Annotated in this window: 18 protein-coding genes; 10 read left to right on the top strand and 8 right to left on the bottom strand. The window is 44.2% G+C overall.

What is annotated here, in order from left to right; genetic code table 11:
* The first annotated feature begins 36 nt into the window (after positions 1-36).
* The 9 genes from L0J61_RS02085 (at position 37) to L0J61_RS02045 (ending at position 9,792) form a co-directional block, all read left to right on the top strand.
* On the top strand, positions 37-1,428 hold the full coding sequence (locus L0J61_RS02085) for an NAD(P)/FAD-dependent oxidoreductase (RefSeq protein ID WP_301464667.1): 1,392 nt from the start codon (positions 37-39) through the stop codon (positions 1,426-1,428).
* A 40-nt stretch (positions 1,429-1,468) separates the two neighbouring features.
* On the top strand, positions 1,469-2,503 hold the full coding sequence (locus tag L0J61_RS02080) for a DUF1365 domain-containing protein (RefSeq protein ID WP_301464666.1): 1,035 nt from the start codon (positions 1,469-1,471) through the stop codon (positions 2,501-2,503).
* 89 nt (positions 2,504-2,592) lie between these two features.
* On the top strand, positions 2,593-4,002 hold the full coding sequence (locus tag L0J61_RS02075; protein ID WP_301464665.1) for a cyclopropane-fatty-acyl-phospholipid synthase family protein: 1,410 nt from the start codon (positions 2,593-2,595) through the stop codon (positions 4,000-4,002).
* 26 nt (positions 4,003-4,028) lie between these two features.
* A complete protein-coding gene (locus L0J61_RS02070; RefSeq protein ID WP_301464664.1) occupies positions 4,029-4,439 on the top strand; it encodes a DUF2177 family protein in 411 nt (136 codons plus the stop codon).
* A 145-nt stretch (positions 4,440-4,584) separates the two neighbouring features.
* Positions 4,585-5,118, top strand: a complete 534-nt coding sequence (locus L0J61_RS02065; RefSeq protein WP_301464663.1) for an acyl-CoA thioesterase — start codon at positions 4,585-4,587, stop codon at positions 5,116-5,118.
* A 105-nt stretch (positions 5,119-5,223) separates the two neighbouring features.
* Entirely contained in the window at positions 5,224-5,778 is a 555-nt protein-coding gene (locus L0J61_RS02060) for a DUF2059 domain-containing protein (RefSeq protein ID WP_301464662.1), read from the top strand.
* 219 nt (positions 5,779-5,997) lie between these two features.
* Positions 5,998-6,696, top strand: a complete 699-nt coding sequence (locus tag L0J61_RS02055) for a tetratricopeptide repeat protein (protein WP_301464661.1) — start codon at positions 5,998-6,000, stop codon at positions 6,694-6,696.
* Positions 6,697-7,017: 321 nt separating this feature from the next.
* Positions 7,018-9,129 (top strand): excinuclease ABC subunit UvrB, encoded by a 2,112-nt coding sequence (gene uvrB / locus L0J61_RS02050; RefSeq protein WP_301464660.1) that lies wholly within the window; start codon positions 7,018-7,020, stop codon positions 9,127-9,129.
* A 282-nt stretch (positions 9,130-9,411) separates the two neighbouring features.
* Positions 9,412-9,792, top strand: a complete 381-nt coding sequence (locus tag L0J61_RS02045; protein WP_367651939.1) for a hypothetical protein — start codon at positions 9,412-9,414, stop codon at positions 9,790-9,792.
* A gap of 110 nt (positions 9,793-9,902) precedes the next feature.
* On the opposite strand, the gene L0J61_RS02040 is transcribed toward L0J61_RS02045, so the two are convergent.
* Positions 9,903-10,307: a hypothetical protein gene (locus tag L0J61_RS02040; RefSeq protein ID WP_301464659.1), complete on the bottom strand. Its 405-nt coding sequence runs from the start codon at positions 10,305-10,307 to the stop codon at positions 9,903-9,905.
* Between the two features lie 379 nt (positions 10,308-10,686).
* Positions 10,687-11,202 (bottom strand): hypothetical protein, encoded by a 516-nt coding sequence (locus tag L0J61_RS02035; RefSeq protein WP_301464658.1) that lies wholly within the window; start codon positions 11,200-11,202, stop codon positions 10,687-10,689.
* 357 nt (positions 11,203-11,559) lie between these two features.
* Between L0J61_RS02035 and recJ the strand changes: the two genes are divergently transcribed.
* Complete coding sequence (gene recJ / locus L0J61_RS02030; protein WP_301464657.1) at positions 11,560-13,428, top strand: single-stranded-DNA-specific exonuclease RecJ; 1,869 nt, start codon at positions 11,560-11,562, stop codon at positions 13,426-13,428.
* An 80-nt stretch (positions 13,429-13,508) separates the two neighbouring features.
* Here recJ and L0J61_RS02025 read toward each other — a convergent pair whose 3' ends face one another.
* From L0J61_RS02025 to L0J61_RS02000, 6 genes are all read right to left on the bottom strand, one after another.
* Positions 13,509-14,174, bottom strand: coding sequence for a trimeric intracellular cation channel family protein (locus L0J61_RS02025; RefSeq protein ID WP_301464656.1), 666 nt, complete (start codon positions 14,172-14,174; stop codon positions 13,509-13,511).
* Positions 14,175-14,404: 230 nt separating this feature from the next.
* Positions 14,405-15,040: a trimeric intracellular cation channel family protein gene (locus tag L0J61_RS02020; protein ID WP_301464655.1), complete on the bottom strand. Its 636-nt coding sequence runs from the start codon at positions 15,038-15,040 to the stop codon at positions 14,405-14,407.
* A 108-nt stretch (positions 15,041-15,148) separates the two neighbouring features.
* Complete coding sequence (locus L0J61_RS02015; protein ID WP_301464654.1) at positions 15,149-16,294, bottom strand: multidrug resistance efflux transporter family protein; 1,146 nt, start codon at positions 16,292-16,294, stop codon at positions 15,149-15,151.
* A gap of 103 nt (positions 16,295-16,397) precedes the next feature.
* Positions 16,398-17,129 (bottom strand): radical SAM protein, encoded by a 732-nt coding sequence (locus tag L0J61_RS02010; protein ID WP_301464653.1) that lies wholly within the window; start codon positions 17,127-17,129, stop codon positions 16,398-16,400.
* A gap of 292 nt (positions 17,130-17,421) precedes the next feature.
* Positions 17,422-18,240, bottom strand: coding sequence for a 2,3,4,5-tetrahydropyridine-2,6-dicarboxylate N-succinyltransferase (gene dapD, locus L0J61_RS02005; RefSeq protein WP_301464652.1), 819 nt, complete (start codon positions 18,238-18,240; stop codon positions 17,422-17,424).
* Between the two features lie 178 nt (positions 18,241-18,418).
* On the bottom strand, positions 18,419-19,012 hold a 594-nt coding region (locus tag L0J61_RS02000; RefSeq protein WP_301464651.1), incomplete at its 5' end, for an alpha/beta hydrolase.

Here is a 19,012-nt window from a genome sequence, read left to right as displayed (position 1 = left end):
GTGGTAATCGTTTAGTTGATTTATTTTATAACATTTTTGTGGTCATCTGACTATACCTTAAACACCTTATTATCGCAGCGCAGAAATGTTCTTAGCCCAAAGTTTTGGCAGTTCATCAAAGACATCATACAGTTTAATAAACACATCAAAAATTTGCGTCGGGAGTATGACGATGCACGCAGGCAAGGGAAAGATACTAGTGCGTTTACCGAGCAGACACTCGGCAGTTATTTGGCGCAACAAAGCTATGGCAAGTTGTTTACTGACAACTATTTGTTGCCGATGGTTTCAGCTATTTGGTCAAGCAGTTTGAGCGATGTACAAGATTTTCCTTTGGTGTTCTTTGCTCAGTTTTTTGATAATCACGGCTTGCTTGATGTCGTTAATCGTCCGCAATGGTTCACGATCAAAGGTGGCTCAAAACAGTATGTCAATAAGTTGGTCACGCGGTTTGTCAAAGCAGGCGGTGAGATAAAGGTCAATTGCCCAGTGCAATCGGTGACTCGACAAAATAATCAGGTGGTATTAACTATCAGAGATAAAAATCAAATAGCTACTGACAAATTAAGCACTAAAAAAATGGGTGCTAACGATGAAGAGCAACTGCAAATATTTGATGAAGTGATTTTTGCTTGTCATGCCGATACTGCCCTTAAAATTTTAGAAGATGCTCATCCCAATGAAAAAGCTGTGCTGAGCCGTTTCCGTTTTACCAAAAACACAGCTGTACTGCATACCGACACCCGCGTCTTGCCCAATAAGCCATTAGCATGGGCAAGTTGGAATTACTTGATAGATGAAAATCTGTCAAACAAGACTACGCGACAAGAGTCCGCTGAAGGGACAGCCAGTAATGACAGTACAGCAAGCACGCAAGCACCAGCAAAGCCGGTGTTGACCTATCACATGAATATCTTGCAACGATTAACCAAAAAGCATAACTATCTGGTTACTTTAAATCCAGAGACTGTTACTAACGGCATCGATGAGCGGCAAGTCGTTAAGCGTATTGACTATAGTCATCCGGTGTTTGATTTGGCAATGATTGATGCTCAAACGAAGTGGTCAAGCATCTCTGGCAATGGGTCGCACACACATTTTTGTGGTGCTTATTGGTTCAATGGATTCCATGAAGATGGTGTGCGCAGCGGCCTGCGTGTGTGTCAGGCACTTGGGCATGGTATCGATATAAAAGATGAGGTGGACTTGGCTCATTTACCTGATGCTAAAGATGCGCACACGCCTTTTCGCTATAAAGACTTACCGATTAAGGCTGATACCAAGTCTCGCAAAGTAAATAAACGTCAAGTAGTGACGGCAACGACTAATCACGAGCTAAATGATTATGTTGAGCGTATACAGTCTAGCGATATAGATAGTATGCAAAAGAAAAAACGCGGCATATTTGGTCGTCGCAAAGCCAAATAGTTAAGTATTGCAATCAACCAACACCACTGCAGAGAGTGCTATGACTATCAAAGACAACTCATCCAATACGGTCTTGCCTCATCAGCTATTTAGTGGCACGACGTGGCACAGTAGATTGTTGCCAAAGGTACATAAATTTGTCTATCCATATCGCTATTGGGGCGTCAATATCAGCGCATTGGCCGATGGGGTTGCGCTCCCCGAAGTCAGTATGGTGCATTCAAAAAAAAGCAGACGACTGAAAAACCTAATGTTGTTTTCTATGAAGAAAAGAGCATTGCAGCAGTTCTGCCCTGAGGATTATTTACAGAAAAATAGTGTGCTAAAGACAGGCAGTGTACCTGGGACAGCCAGTCAGGCGGAAAACAACATTCATAGCCAAGAATCAGATGACAGTGACTCATGTAAGCTGAACGGTTGTGAATTGAGTAGATGCGAATTGAGCAGTTGTGAATTAAGCGACATGCAAGCACTCAAGCGTCGTTTACAGCAAGCATTTGCTGAGCATACTGGCAGTGCGCCGACAGGGGAGATGTTGGGGCTGGTTGTTTGTCGCAATGCGGGTTTATACTTTAGCCCAGTCAATTTTTACTTAGGGTTTGATCAGCAACAAGTACCATCGCATTTATTGGCAGAAGTCTCAAACACTCCATGGGACAAACGTCATTATTATGGTTTTTCTTTGGCAGGAGAAGAGACTGATTTTTGTCATGATAAAGACTTTCATGTGTCGCCTTTCAATCCTATCGACCAGTTATATCGCTGGCAGGTAAAGGTAAAGAGACAACCAGATAGCAGTTTGCAGGTACGTATTGCCATTGATATCAGTGATGAGCGCGGGGAGGTGTTAAAAACTGGTATCAAGATGGAAGGTGTTGTGATGTCGGGCCGTAATGTCCGCAATAGCTTACGGAAAAATCCGTTAATGAATATCACTTCATTGGCACGTATTTATGGGCATGCCTTTAAGCTCTATGCCATAAAAAAAGTACCTTATGTTAATTACGATGAAAAACTGGCAGACAGCCAGCAGAGCAAGACCATGTCGTCTAAAAGCATGCCATCAAAACAATAGACATGAATGAATAAAAGCACAGAAATTAGCCAGTTACTTTGTACATTCGATCCTAAAATAACCAGCATTCAAACAAGGATAAGCATACGATGTCAACACGACCGACCAACAGAGCGCCAGTCACAGAACTAGAAAAACTAACGGCGCGCATGAGTGACCTAGCCAATCAAAGCACGCTACTGCGACCAATGAGTAATGGTGTGAACCATATGGCCAGAAAGCTGATATTCCGTGCATTAGAGCATATCCAGTTTGGCAGTCTGACTTTGATTGAGACATTTGGTGAGCAGCCGTCTCAGAGCTACAGCTTTGGTAAAGTCTCTAACAGTGTGAACAGTAGCTCGGACGTGGGACGCCATTCTCTAAGTGTCACATTAGAGATTCATGATAGTACTGTCTATCGACAATTGGTGTTTGGCGGGTCTATTGCACTGGCAGACAGTTATATCAATGGCGAATGGGACACGGACGATTTGACGGGCTTGATTCGATTGGCAGCGCGAAATTTGGCTGTGTTGAATACTTTAGAAAACCGTTTTGCGGGAGTGAGTACGGCTGTAGAAAAAGCGAAGCACCGACTGCGTAGTAATGATAAATCCGGGTCGAAATCTAATATATTGGCGCATTATGATTTGGGCAACGATATGTATCAGCGCTTTTTGGACGACACGATGATGTACTCGTCAGCGGTGTATCCGACACCTGATATGACGCTTGAAAAAGCGCAGCAGCATAAACTGGCACTCATCAGTCAGCGGTTACAGCTGACGGCAGATGATCATGTGATCGAAATCGGTACGGGGTGGGGTGGTTTTGCTATCTATGCAGCCTCGCATTATGGTTGCCACGTGACTACTACGACCATTTCTGATGCGCAGTATGACGAAGCGCAGCGACGAGTTGAGTCGGCAGGTCTGTCTGACAAGATCACGCTACTCAAGCAAGATTATCGTGAGTTGACAGGTCAGTATGACAAGTTGGTCAGTATTGAGATGATCGAAGCTGTCGGGCATGAATATTTGCCAACGTTTTTTGCCAAATGTAATGATTTACTCAAGCCGACAGGGTTGATGGTGCTGCAAGCCATTACTTTTAATGATCAAAATTATAAAGACTATCTATCGTCGGTGGACTTCATCCAAACACACATATTTCCTGGTGGTTGTTTGCTGTCTAACCAAGAGATAACCACGCAGTTTACCGAACAAACCGATATGGTGATTAAACAGCTGCACGATTATGGTTTTGATTATGCATATACGTTACGTGATTGGCGCACCGCTTTTATGGAGCAGCGTGATGAGATTGAAGCGCTTGGTTATGATGAGGCGTTCATTCGCTTATGGAACTTTTACTTTTGTTATTGCGAAGGTGGTTTTTTAGAGCGTACGATCGGTGTGGTGCAGGTGACAGCGGTGAAACCAAATAATATCGACACGCTGCATTTTTCTGACGAAGTTTTTGACAATGCGAATAATGCCGTTACCGCATCGGTGTAGATAGGGTTTTCTAAAGGGATATCGTTATGGGTTATGTATTTATCTACCTAGCAGCAGTGGTCATATTTTTGGCAATCGATGCGGTTTGGCTAAAGACCATGACTGGCTTGTTTTATGAGCCACGTATCGGTCACTTACTGGCTGACGAGCCAAACATGATCGCTGCTGGCGTGTTTTATATGTTTTATTTGCTGGCGCTTTGTATATTGATACTCTACCCACAAATCAAAGCAGGCGCATCGGTCGGTCATATTTTTTTACTTGGCGGACTGGTAGGATTGATGGCTTACGGTACTTACGATTTTACTAGCCTAGCATTATATAAAGGCTTTACGCTTGATACGGCAATAGTGGATTTCATCTGGGGAGGAGTTCTGACGGGGTCGGTGAGCGCGATAGTCGCTTGGCTAGCTTATCGCTTTCATTGGTTGAGTTAAGGTTGGATTAAGGTTGGATTAAGGTTGTGGGACTATAGGATTTGCAACGACTAAGGATGGCATACCGTTTGTGCTACGTTGCAATCTGCTGTATAAATAATACTGATACCCAAAAAGCGTTACTCTGTCAAATTTTAGGATTATTATGCCGCAACTCAATACTAGCTCTACAGCCAAAAAAGCCCCTTTAAATCACGAGTTATATATGTCGGTACTCATGACACCCGATATGGCAAACTTCATTGGCAACGTGCATGGTGGCGACTTGCTAAAGATGCTTGATCAGGTCGCCTATGCTTGTGCCAGTCGCTATAGTGGTAACTATGTCGTGACATTGTCGGTCGATCAAGTGATGTTTCGTGAACCAATCTACGTCGGCGAGCTGGTGACTTTTGCTGCCAGCGTCAATTATGTGGGCAATACTTCGATGGAAATTGGTATTCGTGTCGAAGCGGAAGATGTCCGAGCACGTACTGTGCGTCATACCAATAGCTGTTATTTTACGATGGTTGCCATCGATGACAACGGCAAGCCAACCCCTGCTCCTGCGCTTGAACTGAAAAGCGAAATGCAGCAGTGTCGTGCGGAGGCAGCACTGAAACGCAAAAACCTACGAATGGGAAACTTAGAGCGTCCAAGCTGTGATACCGGCAATATCGGCAGCTCTGATAACGACTAATGTCGTTTGATACCATATATTGATTTATACAGTCCATTAGACAAACTACCCATGAGACAAACAACCTATAATTATTAAGTGAAAAACTCTATGAAAGTGAAAGCCATGCTAAAAAACACCATGCTCGCGATATCGTTGAGCATCAGTGCCACCAGTTTGATGCTGGTTCCAACCTTGTCGGCGCAAGCGGCATCTCCTACAGATGAGTCCCTACTGCAGTTGATCGAGGTCACAAAGGTGGTAGAAATGATGGACGACATGGCCAGCGATAGTGGAATCGCAGAGCAAGTGACGCAATCGATGTTGGCGTCGTTGCCCAGTGATGACCTGACGGCAGAGCAGCGTGAGGGGCTTGAGCAGATTGTCAGTGAATATAGCAAAGAAATGACCGATATCAGCGACATGAAAAATCTGAATCAACAGGTGGTTGCTGCATATCTGGAAACGGCAAAACAGCACTTCACGCAACAAGAAGTTGATGCTCAGATAGCGTTCTATAGTAGTGACGAAGGTCAAAGCATTATTGATAAACAGCCTGCTATGATGAAAGACTACATGGAACAGGTGATGCCTATCATTATGGAATCTACCATGGAAAAAGTGAATGATATCGTACCGAAAATGATTGCAGATATTGAAGCACTTGAGATCGAGCAGTAACTGATCATATTAGCAGTCTGATTGATCGTCACAGCAGTAGCTAAAAACCTCAGGTTTGCAAGTCCTGATAGAACTTGAAAATAGAAAAGGTCGCCTGAGTCAGCGGCCTTTTCTATATTTTTATACAAAATATCACCAGCTCGGTTGCTCGGCAATATATCTAATATCATGAATTTGATGCGCGAATCATCTTCCAAAACCTATCTATAGAGATACTCTATGATCCTTCTGAACACCGCTTTGATACGTAAAACAACCCTGTTTTTAGCAGCAGCGATGCTGTCTGTGTCAGCGATGGCTACTGGTTTTAATGAAAATCAGAGATTAGCCAACCAAGGCGATGCTGATGCTCAATACAGTCTTGGAGTAATGTATAAAGACGGCGACGGCGTGCGTCAGGATTATTCCAAGGCTGCGCAGTGGCTGGAAAAAGCTGCTAGCCAAGGGAATGCTGAGGCGCAAGTTCTGCTTGGAGTAATGTACGACCAAGGCGACGGCGTGCGTCAGGATTATTTTAAGGCTGTGCAGTGGTTTGAAAAATCTGCTAGCCAAGGGAATGCTGATGCTCAATTTATGCTTGGACTGATGTACGACCAAGGCGACGGCGTGCGTCAGGATTATTCTAAGGCTACGCAGTGGCTGAAAAAGTCTGCTAGCCAAAAGGATGCTGAAGCTCAATATATTCTTGGACTACTGTACGACCAAGGCGAGGGCGTACGTCAAGATGACAGCAAGGCGCTTGAATGGTATCGAAAGTCTGCCAACCAAAACCACGCGATAGCTCAGTTCAATCTTGGATTGATGTACGCTAATGGCCGAGGGATACGCCAAAGCTTGGTACAGGCTAAAAAGTGGTACGGTGACGCTTGTGATAATGGTGATCAAAGAGGCTGTGATGAGTATCGAAAACTAGACTAAAGATAATCGCACGTCATGTTAAATGGTCTTTAGACAAAAAAGTCGTCGGGTTGAGTGCTCGAAAAGATATCTGCTAATTTGGTTCAAATGCAAAAGTGTAAATCCTAAAAAATAATCAACAGAGCCATGATATGACCTCTCTGAACACCGCTTTAATTCGTAAGAGCGTTCAAAATATCCGAATGTTTCTGTGTATTTATAGGCGTTGTTTACTGAGTAAATAACGATGCTATTGGTATTGGATAATAGCCAGAACTTATCCTTTAAAACATAGGGTGAAGCCCCCATGTTGTAATAAATATCTAAGAGAAGACAGCCATTATGCGAATGCCTGAACCTCGCTCATCACGTCAGTTAAACCAGTTGGCCACACAGCTTCAAGACGAGGCTGAGATCAGTGGTGTCAATGCGTCAGGGACGCAAATATCGAGCCGAGCCTTTGAGATGGTGACGGACTTTGAGCCAGCAGGAGATCAGCCAAAAGCGATCAAAAAGTTGGTCAACGGCATCAACGCTGATATGGATGAGCAGTTATTGCTTGGGGTGACCGGTTCTGGTAAGACCTATACGATGGCAAAAGTCATTTCTGAATGTCAGCGCCCAACGATCATCATGGCGCACAACAAAACACTCGCAGCTCAGCTGTATGGGGAATTTAAGTCGTTTTTTCCAAACAATGCGGTAGAGTATTTTGTCAGTTACTATGATTACTATCAGCCAGAAGCTTATGTCGCTGCTAGTGATACTTTTATCGAAAAAGACAGTGCCATCAATGATCATATCGACCAAATGCGTCTATCAGCGACACGTGCGCTACTTGAGCGCCGCGATGCGATTATTGTCGCTTCTGTCTCTTGTATATACGGTCTTGGTGATCCAGAGAGCTATCTGAAAATGCTGCTACATGTCGTGGTTGGGGATCGAATAGATCGAACAGCGACGATTAAGCGCTTGGTTGAAATGCAGTACACCCGTAACGAGCTGGATTTCGGTCGCGGTACTTATCGATTACGCGGCGAGCTATTGGATATTTATCCTGCTGAGTCTGAGCAGCTGGCTGTCCGAGTGCATTTGTTTGACGATGAAGTAGAAAAAATCACGTGGTTTGACCCTTTGACGGGCAAAACTGTCCGTAGCGTGCCACGTATCACTATTTATCCAAAGTCGCACTATGTGACACCGCGCAACAGACTGGAGGCAGCTAGCGAAACCATTCGCGCCGAGCTTGAGCCTCGTTTAGAGTACTTTCGTGATAACAATAAACTGATTGAAGCACAGCGCCTCAAAGAACGTACTCAATACGACCTTGAGATGATTCAGCAGCTCGGTTATTGTAATGGCATCGAAAACTACTCACAGCACCTCTCCGGTCGACCGTCAGGTGAAGCGCCTCCGACGTTGTTTGATTATATTCCAGAAGATGCGCTGCTGTTTTTGGATGAGTCACATGTGACGGTCTCTCAGATAGGGGCGATGTATAAAGGCGACAGATCCCGCAAAGAAAACTTGGTTAATTATGGTTTTCGCTTGCCGAGTGCGATGAACAACCGTCCGATGAAATTTGAAGAGTGGGAACGCATCAAGCCCAAGACGATTTATGTGAGCGCGACGCCAGCAGTGTATGAGCTGGAGCATAGTGAACAAGTGGTCGAGCAGGTGGTGCGGCCAACAGGGTTGATTGACCCAGAAATCGAGATTCGTCCTGTGCTCACGCAGGTTGATGACGTATTGTCAGAGATTACCAAACGCCGTGAAAACGATGAGCGTGTGCTGATTACCACTTTGACCAAGCGTATGTCAGAAGACCTCACCAGCTATCTAAAAGAATACGATGTGAAGGTTGCATACTTGCATTCAGATATCGATACCGTGGAGCGCATGCAAATCATCCATGAGCTTCGCACAGGCGTGCATGATGTGCTGGTCGGTATCAATCTTTTACGTGAAGGTTTGGATATGCCTGAAGTATCACTGGTGGCGATATTTGATGCAGATAAGGAAGGCTTTTTGCGCTCTGAGCGCTCGCTGATTCAGACCATCGGTCGTGCCGCGCGTCATTTAAATGGTAAAGCCATACTTTATGCCGATCGTATCACACCCAGTATGCAAGCAGCGATAGATGAGACCGACCGTCGCCGTGATAAACAGATCGCTTTTAATGTTGAACACAACATCACACCTAAGGGCGCGCGTCGTAGTATTACCGATAAAATTGACACAGGTGAGAGCGTGGATGCCAATGACAATCAGGCTATCCCAGTCAAAAGCAATCTGCCGGATGTCGATATCAGCATCCTGCGCAGTCCGGATTTACTTGCCAAGGAAATCAAACGTCTGGAAAAACAGATGCAGCAGCTCTCTCGAGATTTAAAATTCGAAGAGGCAGCGAAAACGCGTGATAAAGTGCTGGAGTTGAAGGCGCATTTGATTTGAGGCTTTTAACCGCTGATGGACAATAGTATCGTCGATGGATAATAGTTATATAAACTCGTTAGATAAGTTAAAAAGAGTCAGTTGATCACGGGCTCTTTTTTTGTTGTGGAGTAGTGTCTTGACAGAAAGATACACCGTAGAAAAGCGATTACCAACCATAAACGCAGCTTTACACGTTGTATATTAAAAATTGTGAGTCATTTTTATAAGATGAACATATAGAGCTTAAAGCTTTGATAGATAATAAACTCATAAATATTCAATAATAAGGATATAACTATAATGGACGTTGCAGCTTTATTTAAAAAAGGAGTAGAAAAACAACTACTGGATGTCGACGACTATATCTTCAAGCCTGAACGTATAGATATGGTGGTAGATGAGGGCAAACTGGACTGTGCACTGAATAGTGATGGCAGTGTTAATATTTTTTATAGCAAAAATGGCATTACGGATGTAAGGGCCGCCGCTCGAAAGCACCCTTTCACCGACTTCGATACTGAGTTACATCACGGTATTTATGACGACGTCATTGAAGATTTGGTTGATGGTGTGAACGAGATTCTCAACAGTCGATCTAAATATTTTCATCGCAACAAAGTCATGCCTAGGACAGCAGAGCTAGGCAGCGCAAACGTGATTACTGAGGCAGATAGAAGTTAGAGCGCGATCTTTTATTTTGCTTATTTTAGTAACCGTGACGTTCCAATGCATTGTAAATCTACAGTGCATTGGATTTTTCATGTCAGGTGATCCTAAATGATAGCAAGTAGTTAACTTATGAAGCTGCTATAGCAGCTTTGGAAAGATGCTGCGACGACTCTGGTCACCAATTGAGTGCGATACTGTGAATCGATGGCAGCATTGCCTAACTCAATGATAGTAACTTCTTGTGGTGCTTGCTCACTGACACAACCACAAACATTGCTCTTTATATTCTCTTGTTGGATTTCGGTCATGGCGGCACTGGCGATTTGCCAAGCATTTTGATTTTCAATCTGACTGCGGCATTGGTTGTCGACCGCAGCGGTAAAGACATTCATACCAACTTGGTTAGCGGTGCTGATAGCATTACCAGCACTAGTACCAGCGTTAGTGCTATCCACACCACCTGTCGTGGTACATCCAGCTAAGGCAAAAGTTGCAAGCATCAAGGTGGAGGCAAGGCGTTTTTTCATGAGTTAATCCTCTAAAAGTTTTATGGTTTTCGGAAGGGAGCGTTTGGTAGCAATAGATAATTGCTAGCCAGAACGTATCTTATCTTAGTGAGTCCTTTATCAGCAGAATTTGCTGATAAAAGGGCGTTTAATCGTGATTGCCGCTGGGCTTCATGAACCTGTCACGTCAGTCACGCAAAAGATAATAAAACAGTATAGAGTTTTTATCAGCAGAATTGCTAATAGTTACAGATAAAATACAGATGGTAATTTCCCTGCTGCGGCAGGGCGTAGATGATTCGCCAAAAAAGCAACCCCGCTCAGGCGATGAGCCTTGAGCGGGGTTGTTTAAGAGTCTTTCGTCAGTTAATAGCAGGCCGCTGTCAACCTCGCGAAGGATCTACACATTTTTACTGTGCTGCTTTTTTTGGATTTCTTTTGCCAGTTTATAGCAGTCATTGATATGGTCGCTGGCGATTTTCTTAAAGATGGTATAGCCCATTGTTGCAGCGACGAGCTGACCACCCAATGGAATGAACTTGGTCACTTGTTTTGCGGCGATGCGACCACCGAAGCCTTGGATGGTTTTTTTGACGATACCACGTGTTGCCATCAAGCCTGCAAACTCGACGGTACGATCTTTAACAGCGCTCCAGTGAACTTCGCGTGATGTTAAGTCGATTGCTGACTCACGACCCTCAATCAAGCCAAAACGCTCGCTGATCTCTGGAATTAGCTGAGTCAACATGCCGGCATCGACTGCTACATCAAAGAATGGTACCGGGATAATCGCCACGCCTGCAGAGACCCTAGCACGCTTTTTTACTAGACCGAGGCATTCTTTTTTTACTTTATCAAGATCGAGGTTAGGGTCGATAGTATTGGGGATTTTTTCGGCGACAGGCGTGGTTTTCATAAAGTGTCCTTATAAGAATAAGAGGTTAAATATAAAAGGGTAAAAATATCTTATTAAGCGCATCGATGGATAGCAATCATCGAAGTCTTGGTTTTGTATACCATTCTATGGGTTTGTGAGCGGTATACAATCATTGCTTTGTAGCGAAATGCAGAAAATTACGGTCACTATGCACTGTTTTTGTAAACAGTTTTGATCGGTTGTCTACTTGATTCCATGCCAGTTCGTGGAGCTAACTAAATGTGTAATACCGATAATAAAATATGCCATCTCACAATGTAAAGCAATGATGAATGATAAACCAAAGTGCTATAAATTAGCATTGTGACCAGCTATCAAAGCCAGTAGAATACCTGCATGCTAACTTTAACCCCCCGTTATACCGCAACTTGCATTGATGAGTTGCCAACCGAATTGCACACTCTTGCTGCTCAGTCACTAACGCTTGCTCGTTTGTACGCGGGTCGAGGCATCACGCAGCCTGATGAACTAGAAACTGGGTTGTCTGGTCTATTGCCTGCCGAAACGTTGCACGGCGTGAGTGAAGCAGTGCGCCTGTTAGATGTGGCTATCGATACCAGTCAGCGTATCTTGATTGTCGGTGACTTTGACTGTGATGGTGCGACCAGTACCGCGTTGATGATGCGTGCCTTGACTAAGATGGGTGCCGTGGTCGATTTTTTGGTGCCTGATCGCTTCAAATACGGCTATGGTCTCACCCCTGAAATCGTCGATTTGGGCATTGAGATGTATCAGCCAGATATGATCGTTACTGTTGATAATGGCATCTCAAGTCATGAAGGCGTGGCTCGTGCGCAGGCTGATGGCATCACGGTGATTATTACGGATCACCACCTCACGACTAAAGCAACGCCACCAGCCGAGGCTGTGGTCAACCCCAATCAGCTTGACTGTACTTTCACGAGTAAAGCATTGGTGGGTGTGGGTGTGGCGTTTTATGTGCTGGGACGCTTGGCAAAAATACGCCGTGAGGCAGGTAAGTCTACGGTGCAAGTCAGTCAGTATTTAGATTTGGTGGCACTCGGTACGATTGCTGACGTTGGTGTGTTGGATAAAAACAATCGCACATTGGTGCATCATGGTTTGAACGCTATCCGTCAGGGGCGTTGTTGTCTGGGTATTTTGGCTCTGCTTGAGCAAGCGGGTCGTGATCCCAAACAATTGCATGCGCAGGATTTTGGGTTTGTTTTAGGGCCACGTATCAATGCCGCTGGGCGTATGGATAATATGCGCATTGGTATTGAGTGCTTACTGACTGAAGACTGGAGTACCGCACAGCGTTTAGCGCAAGAGCTTGAGCAGCTTAATCGTACTCGTCGTCAGGTAGAAGGTGAGATGCGAACTCAGGCGGATAGCATTGTGCAGATGTTGGCTGCTGATAGCGATGTTGCGTCCGATACCGACACTGGCAAAAACAGCGACAATTTGCTTAGTGACGATGTAAAAGATGTAAGAAACACAAAAAATGATCAAACGCCAAGTAAGCCAACGCAGCAAACGAAGAATAGCGACAAACGCAGTATCGTCCTCTATCAAGATGACTGGCATCAAGGTGTGATTGGCATCGTAGCTGGACGTTTAAAAGAAAGTCATTACTTACCAAGTATCGTCTTTGCACCAGCAGATACAAAACGAACCGATGAAGAAGATGCGATTAAAGGATCAGCACGGTCTATCGCAGGTGTGCATATTCGTGATGCTATTGAGCAAGTCGCTGAACGTCATCCAGATTTGATCACTCATTTTGGTGGTCATGCGATGGCAGCGGGGCTGACGATCAAACGTGGTAATTTCGACAACTTTGTAACCGCTTTTAATGATGTCATTGCAGCAATGGACGATGAATTGTTTTCAGAGCAGAAACTGACTGATGGCGCGCTGCAGGCGAGTGATTTTAGCTTATGGTTTGCTGAGTATTTAGCAGATGCTAGCATTTGGGGTCATGGTTTTGCACCGCCAATATTTGACGGTGTGTTTGAAGTGTTGAGCTTTAAAGTTTTAAAAGACAAGCATCTTAAGCTTTCATTACGTTACCCTGATGTGCAGTATCCCATCGATGCCATTTATTTTAACTTTGATAATGAAGAATGGGATTATCGCGCCAAACAAGTGCATGTGTTATTCCAGTTGGATATCAATGAATGGAATGGTAAGCAAAGCCTGCAATTGATGGTAAAGGACTTGGCAGTAGTAGAGAAAAGCTAAACAGCTAAATATCACGTTTAGTAACGACAAACTTCGGCTGTGTACCCATTTTATAACCATTTCCAGAATGAGGACACGGCCTAGTATTTCCACTCAACCGTCGGAAACTGCCAATCGTAGCGTATCGCCAGCATGCGTAAAGTAAAAATAACACTCATGGTAGAGATATCAGTGATCCAAGCTGGCATAGCAAAATGATGCAATACAAAATATAAGACCCCTCCAGCCAATGCCGCAGTGATATAAATCTCTTGCTGTAGCACCAGTGGAATCTCATTGCAAATCATATCGCGAATGATACCACCGACCACAATGGTAACGACACCAAGCAACAAGGCGATAGGAATATTTGTCCCCATGCTATCGGCGATTTTGATTCCGATTAAGGTAAAAGCTGCCAGTCCAATCGTATCTGAAAGTTTGAGAAACTTATCGACACGCCTAGAGTTTGGGTGAAAGAATACTTGCATCAATAGAGACGAAACTGTGATGACGGTCAGGTAGCTCATATCCACCATCCAAAATAATGGATGTCGATCTAAGATGACGTCACGAACCGTACCGCCACCGATGGCAGTGACAATCGATACCAATAAACAGCCAAAAATATCGAAGTTTTTGTGCTTTGCCAGTATCGTCCCCGAAATGCTACAAGCCACAATACCAATCATATCGAATAAATATATCAAAGAGCCTGGGTCAAAAGTGGTGACCAATGCTGCAGGGTCCAATGCGATAGTCAACATGGGCAAATCTCACTCATTATTTATAAATATCAATCGATGGACTGATCAGTAATGTTACAAATTTTCCCAATCAGCCTCAGGGTGTTTGCTGGTCTTAAAATGGAGATAGTTGCACTTAAATGAATCGTATTTAATAAAGAAAACAGCTGACTAATATCGTGATATCAATCAGCTGTTTAGCCAGTCTATTTTCGCGCTTTTAGGTCAGTAGCGATAGAATTATGGCTGCCTTAGTCAACCAAACGAATAGAGGGCAAGTGCCAGTCAAACCTAAGGGCTAGCATACGTACGGCAAAGATAACGAGCAGCATAATAGACTCATTGATACCCGCGGGAAATCCTAAATATTGCAAAAATAAATAGGTCACAGACCCTGCGATACTGGCAGTGATATAAATCTCTCGTTGTAGTACTAGCGGTATCTCATTGCAGATAATATCACGTAGCAGACCGCCGATAACGGCGGTCCAAACACCCATCATAATAGCAATGACTGGTGACATATCTTGCGCCATCGCTACCTGAAAGCCGATGACGCTAAATGCTGCTAAACCAATGGCGTCAAACAGCTTCAGAGCATTATCAATCTTGTGATATAAATGAAAGAACATCTGCAAAATAAGAGAGGTCACTGTGATGACGATGAGATAGTTGATGTCAGTCATCCAAAACAGTGGATGGCGGTCCAGCGCCATATCACGTAGCGTACCACCACCGATAGCATTGACCATGGATACTAAGATACAACCTGAAATATCCAAGCCCTTATGCTGCGCAAGCAGAGTACCGGCTATCGCACACGCAATGACGCCAACCATATCTAATAGATACAATAAAATATCAGGAACAATCAAATCATTAGCCATGGTTGTATTATCAAGTAGTGCCCATCAATAGTGATGGGTGATTTAGTTGTAAAATAGCCCATATTAGCGCGTATGCAGCATGCGTTTATATAGGCCACACATAGTGGTTTAACCATCTTTTGCGAATAAAATAAGCCCTACGATGATCAGAGCTATACCTATCAAGCCCATCGCTGAAGGCATGGTGCTATTTAGTAATATCATGCCACCAATCAAGGCAAAGATAACCTCACTGGCCTGGGTTGAGTCAACTCCAGCAACCTCGCTTGAGGTTTCTGCTTTTTCACGTGCATATAAAAATATACTAGTGGCACCGACGCCTGCGAGTAGGGCGACTAATAAAGTATTAAATACTTGTGAAGTATCGGGCAACTCAGGATGTATGAAGACCCCTAAAATTAGCCAAAATGGCAGACTGCCCAGTGTCATTAGCCAGACTTTATTGAAAGCATCTTGCAATAAATCTGTTTGGATAGCAGGGATACGCAAGATGAGCGTCTGCAGCTTTGTTTGCGGTTGGGCAGTACCGACGGCGTCGACACCAGAGTGACTATGGATGACCTCATCAGGGGATATAGTCGATAATAAAGGTGCTTCTGTTATCAGCTGTTGAACGTCATCCGACTCAGCTTGATGACTAGGATCTTGCGATTTTTTTGCCTGGTGTTGCCTGGCATTGAACGATGCTTGCCAAACCAACTGGTTGCCAATGGGGTAGCTAAAAGCAGCGACTAAGGCTGGTAGTGCACCGAACAGCAACATATCAGTCATAGATACTGATGCAGAGGCTACTCCTGCTATCTCTGCTGCGTGCAATCCCTCGCTGACATTGACTAAAGCCACACCCACGAAGACGATCAATGCATAAATAATAAACTTTTTGTCAAAACGCTGTCCGAAAGCAAGTAGTACAATCAGGCTAGCAACAACGGTAAACATAAAGGTAGCAGCAACCACCCAACCCGCTACGTGATCGGCAGCATAGCAAATACCAGTGTAAAACAACCCAAAACCAATCGTACCTGTTGTGCACCAAAATGCCCAGTGTGTACAAAAGATTTTCGTCAATGCTTTGATACGCCCAAACCCATGCTGTACTACAATGATAGCAGTGATCATAAGCCACATGAAAAGGTATCGCAGGCTAGCCGACCAAAACCAATGTCCTCCAGCAGCGCTCATAAGCTCATTCAAAATAAAAGTAGAACTAAAAAACGCCCCTGCCAATAGCCCCAATAATATAAGTTTGATCATTGGTATTATTATCCTTCAAGCATGTTTTGATATAGGGAGTATTGAACTCCCTCATCTTTTAGTTTTATACGTTTAATTTTATGCGCTGACGTTAGTGCAGGAACTACTTGCCTTTGGCATCCGCCCAAATGATTTTGTGTAATTGCAATTGAAAGCGGGCGGGTAGGGCATCAGCCAACATCCACTCTGCAAGCTCGCGAGCCAATACTGGAACCTCAGAGCCAACGTCTTCGTTGATGTCACTTGCGACATTGAACATCGGAGAAAACCAAACGGTACCGACTAGGTTGTGGAGTTGATGTTCAAACAGTTTGTCTTTTGCCCAGTCATAATCAGTGCGGTTCATGATGACGAATTTTATTTGATCATGCGCCGTCAAATAGTCTAAGTTTGACCATAAGTTTTTACCCGCTTCGCCTGAGCTCGGCGTCTTGAGATCCATCACTTTACTAACTTCTGATGGGACGTTTTCTACTGTTAAAGCACCTGCAGTTTCAAGGGATATCTCATAATCGTCGCTTAGTAAGCGTTTTAGCAGCTCAATGGCATTTGGTTGCGCTAATGGTTCACCACCGGTCAAGCAAATTCGTTTGCATGGAAAGCTTTTGATGGTGGCTATGATGGCATCAAGTGACTGACGCTCACCGCCAGTAAAGGCATATTCGGTATCACAATAAGTGCAGCGAAGCGGACACCCTGTGAGGCGTACAAATATCGTTGGCAAACCTGATGTTAGTGCTTCCCCTTGTAGGGAGTAGAAGATTTCAGTAAGACGTAATCCAGCTTCAGGATCTGTGACAGGAATAGTAGCACTACGTAGTGAGGACTCGATCATAAGATTTTCAAATACAGTTGGGTTTTGACGCTCATTAAAATAAGCATCGATAAAGATAATAGACAGGAAGATAAAGTAAAAGGCGTTTGCTAAATGATGTGTTTGTAAACAAAGAAATATTATAACGCAAGAAATTGCCCTAAACTGCTCAAAGATACAAAAAAGATGCTAAAGGCGATCTCTAGCATCTTTTTATCATTAAGTTATGATATTGTTCAGTCATGATGTTGATGCACTCGAAAGTTGCATCTATCAGCAAACCATTACGGATTTGCTTAACATCCAGTCAATCCTAGTCTAAACGTAATAGCTCATTTACCGCAGTTTTGGCACGGGTTTGTGCGTCTACTTTTTTCACGATAATAGCGGCATATAAGCTGTACGTGCCATCTTCAGAAGGCAAGCTACCTGGTACAACGACTGATCCAGCTGGCACACGACCACGATGAATCTCACCAGTTTCACGATCATAGATGCGTGTAGACTGACCAATATAAACGCCCATAGAGATGACAGCGCCTTCTTCTACGATGACACCTTCAACGATTTCAGAGCGTGCGCCGATGAAGCAGTTGTCTTCGATGATGGTTGGGTTGGCTTGTAGTGGTTCTAATACGCCACCGATGCCAACACCACCTGATAGGTGGACGTTTTTACCGATTTGTGCACATGAGCCAACTGTTGCCCATGTATCTACCATCGCGCCTTGATCAACGTAAGCGCCGATATTGACATACGAAGGCATTAATACTGCGCCTGCAGCGATGTATGAGCCTTTACGGGCGATAGCTGGTGGTACTACTCGAACGCCTGCCTCTTTGAACTGCTCTTGGCTCCAGTCAGCAAATTTAGTCGGTACTTTGTCATAAAACTGTACATCACCAGCAGCTTGCACGTAGTTGTCATTCAGGCGGAACGATAGCAATACGGCTTTTTTGGCCCATTGATTGACGACCCACTCGCCATCTTTCTTTTCTGCAACACGCAGACTACCATTGTCTAGCTGCTCAAGTACTTGAGTCACTGCATCGCGTACATCCTGCGGCATCGTGCTCGGGCTGTACTCATTGCGGTTCTCAAAGGCTTGTTCGATGGTTTGTTGTAATGACATAAAAGCTCCTAAAATTAGAAAAGGTAGGTAAAAGTAACGGTTAATAAAGGTAAGTATTGTAGGTCAGTAAGTCGTCAATCTGGATGAAAAATGTGCTTGCCGTATTGTCGCTAATTTGGCGACTTTTAGCAAACACGTAAAGTGTAATCTTGTGCTTGGGTAGATATCTTCAGGGAAATCAGGATTTGGTAATCGTTTTGGTAGCGGTATTTTCTATCCATCCTAAGATATCTTGATATACAGTCTGACGGTCTTTTTCATGTAATGGCTCATGACGCATGTTTGGGTAGAGTTGGATATCTACGTTGCTAAATTTTTCGTCGTTCAAGCGGCTAACCGTTTTGCGAATGCCTTTGCCCATACCACCTACCGGATCGTCTTCACCACTGATAAACAGCATAGGGAAGTCTGTGGCTATGGTCATTGCCCAGTTTTTATTTAGACCAGTTTCCATCAGAGAAAATAGCGCCATAAAACCGTTATTGGTAAAGTCAAAGCCAGTCAATGGGTCTGCTTCATAGGCTGCAATGGCTTCAGGATCATCACTCAACCAAGCAAGATCTGATGTGGAAGTGCGATTCTTTAGTTGGCTATTCAACACCTTGTTCATTACGTTAGCAAAGACAGGGTTTGGCGTGGCAGGGGCAACTTTTGCTAGCAATTTATTAGCCGGCAAAAGTATTTTCGTCAATGGGTTGGCATCTGCGCTACCCATTAAAATAGCGCCTGTAAAGTTATGTGCGTGGTGCTTCAGGACATTACGTACAATGAA

The sequence above is a fragment of the Psychrobacter sp. genome, assembly GCF_030457785.1.
GTDB lineage: Bacteria > Pseudomonadota > Gammaproteobacteria > Pseudomonadales > Moraxellaceae > Psychrobacter.
Note: the sequence above shows the minus strand (reverse complement) of the source record. Positions and strands in the feature narration are given on the sequence as shown.